A 1,610-nucleotide genomic window follows, 5' to 3' on the forward strand; every position below is an offset into this window, starting at 1 on the left:
CTGTACTTCAGCTTTTCACGGATGCCAGCCAGGGCAGCAATTGCCAGAGCCCAGCCAACACCCGCACCTAATCCATATACCGCAGACTCGCCCAGATTGTAGTCACGCTCAACCATGAACAGTGACGCACCCATGATGGCGCAGTTCACGGTAATCAGCGGCAGGAATACACCCAGTGCGTTGTAGAGTGACGGTACAAACTTATCCAGAAACATCTCCAGAATCTGAACCAGAGCCGCGATAACACCGATGTAGGTGATCAGCCCCAGGAAGCTCAGATCGACACCGGGGGTCAGCGCGCCATCTTTCAGAATGTTCTGATAAATCAGGTTGTTAATGGGGACAGTAATGGTCAATACGGCCACTACGGCGACACCCAGACCCAGAGCTGTTTTAACCTGCTTGGACACCGCCAGGAAGGTACACATACCCAGGAAGAAAGCCAATGCCATGTTTTCCACGAACACTGCTTTCACAAAAAGTGAGATGAAATGTTCCATGGCTTAGTGGGCCTCGCTGAACTTGGTGTTAGGAGCCATTTTGAACTCGTTGTCTTCAACCTGATCCGGCTTGCGACTGCGAATCACCCAGATCAGCAGACCGATCAGAAAGAACGCACTCGGGGCCAGCAGCATGAGGCCGTTAGGCTGATACCAGCCACCGTTGTTGACAGTCTTCAGGATTTCAACACCGAACAGGTTACCGGCACCGAACAGTTCACGGAAGAATGCCACAATAAGCAGTACCGCACCGTAACCCAAACCGTTACCAATACCGTCCAGGAAGGATAGCTTGGGACCGTTCTTCATAGCGAAGGCTTCGGCACGACCCATCACGATACAGTTGGTGATGATCAGACCTACAAATACAGACAACTGCTTGGAGATGTCGTAAGCGTAAGCTTTCAGAATCTGATCCACCACAATTACCAGAGAAGCAATGACGGTCATCTGACAGATGATACGAATGCTGTTGGGAATGTGGTTACGAATCAGGGATACAGCCAGGTTGGAACAGGCGGTTACGCCGATTACCGCCATGGCCATAACCAGGCTAACCTGCATGCTGGTGGTCACCGCCAGTGCCGAACAGATACCGAGGATCTGCAAGGTTATGGGGTTGTTGTTAACGACCGGTTCCAGCAGGATATCTTTAGTCTTCTCAGACATTATGCATCCCCCGCTTTCAAATTAGTAAGGAACGGTTTGAAGCCATCTTTACCCATCCAGAAATGAATAAGGTTGGTCACACCGTTACTGGTCAGAGTTGCGCCGGAAAGACCGTCGACCTTGTAAGGAGACTTGGGATCAGCACCGCCTTTCACCAGGCCTGCTTCCACAACACCTTTACTGTCGTAGATCTTCTTTCCGGGCCATTTATCCTTCCAGAGCGGGTTGTCTACTTCGCCACCCAGTCCCGGCGTTTCTTTCTGGTCGTAGAAACCGAAACCCTTGACGGTGTTCAGGTCACTATCCAGAGCCATAAAGCCATACATGGTAGACCACAGACCGTAGCCGTGTACGGGCAGAATGATGGTTTCCAGCTTGCCATTTTTCTCAATGATATAGACCTTGGCAATGTCAGCCTGACGCTTGATGCTGGCAATATCC

3 protein-coding genes are annotated in these 1,610 nt (G+C 51.0%); all 3 read right to left on the reverse strand.

Annotated elements, in window-relative coordinates:
- Positions 1-500: NADH:ubiquinone reductase (Na(+)-transporting) subunit E (gene nqrE / locus KDK18_RS11910; protein ID WP_257255144.1), on the reverse strand; the 500-nt coding region annotated here is incomplete at its 3' end.
- 3 nt (positions 501-503) lie between these two features.
- Positions 504-1,169 (reverse strand): NADH:ubiquinone reductase (Na(+)-transporting) subunit D, encoded by a 666-nt coding sequence (locus KDK18_RS11915; protein WP_062268817.1) that lies wholly within the window; start codon positions 1,167-1,169, stop codon positions 504-506.
- The coding region (nqrC, locus tag KDK18_RS11920; protein WP_257255145.1) for an NADH:ubiquinone reductase (Na(+)-transporting) subunit C at positions 1,169-1,610 on the reverse strand (442 nt) is incomplete at its 5' end. The genes nqrC and KDK18_RS11915, both read right to left, overlap by 1 nt.

This window comes from Endozoicomonas sp. SESOKO3, from assembly GCF_024606255.1.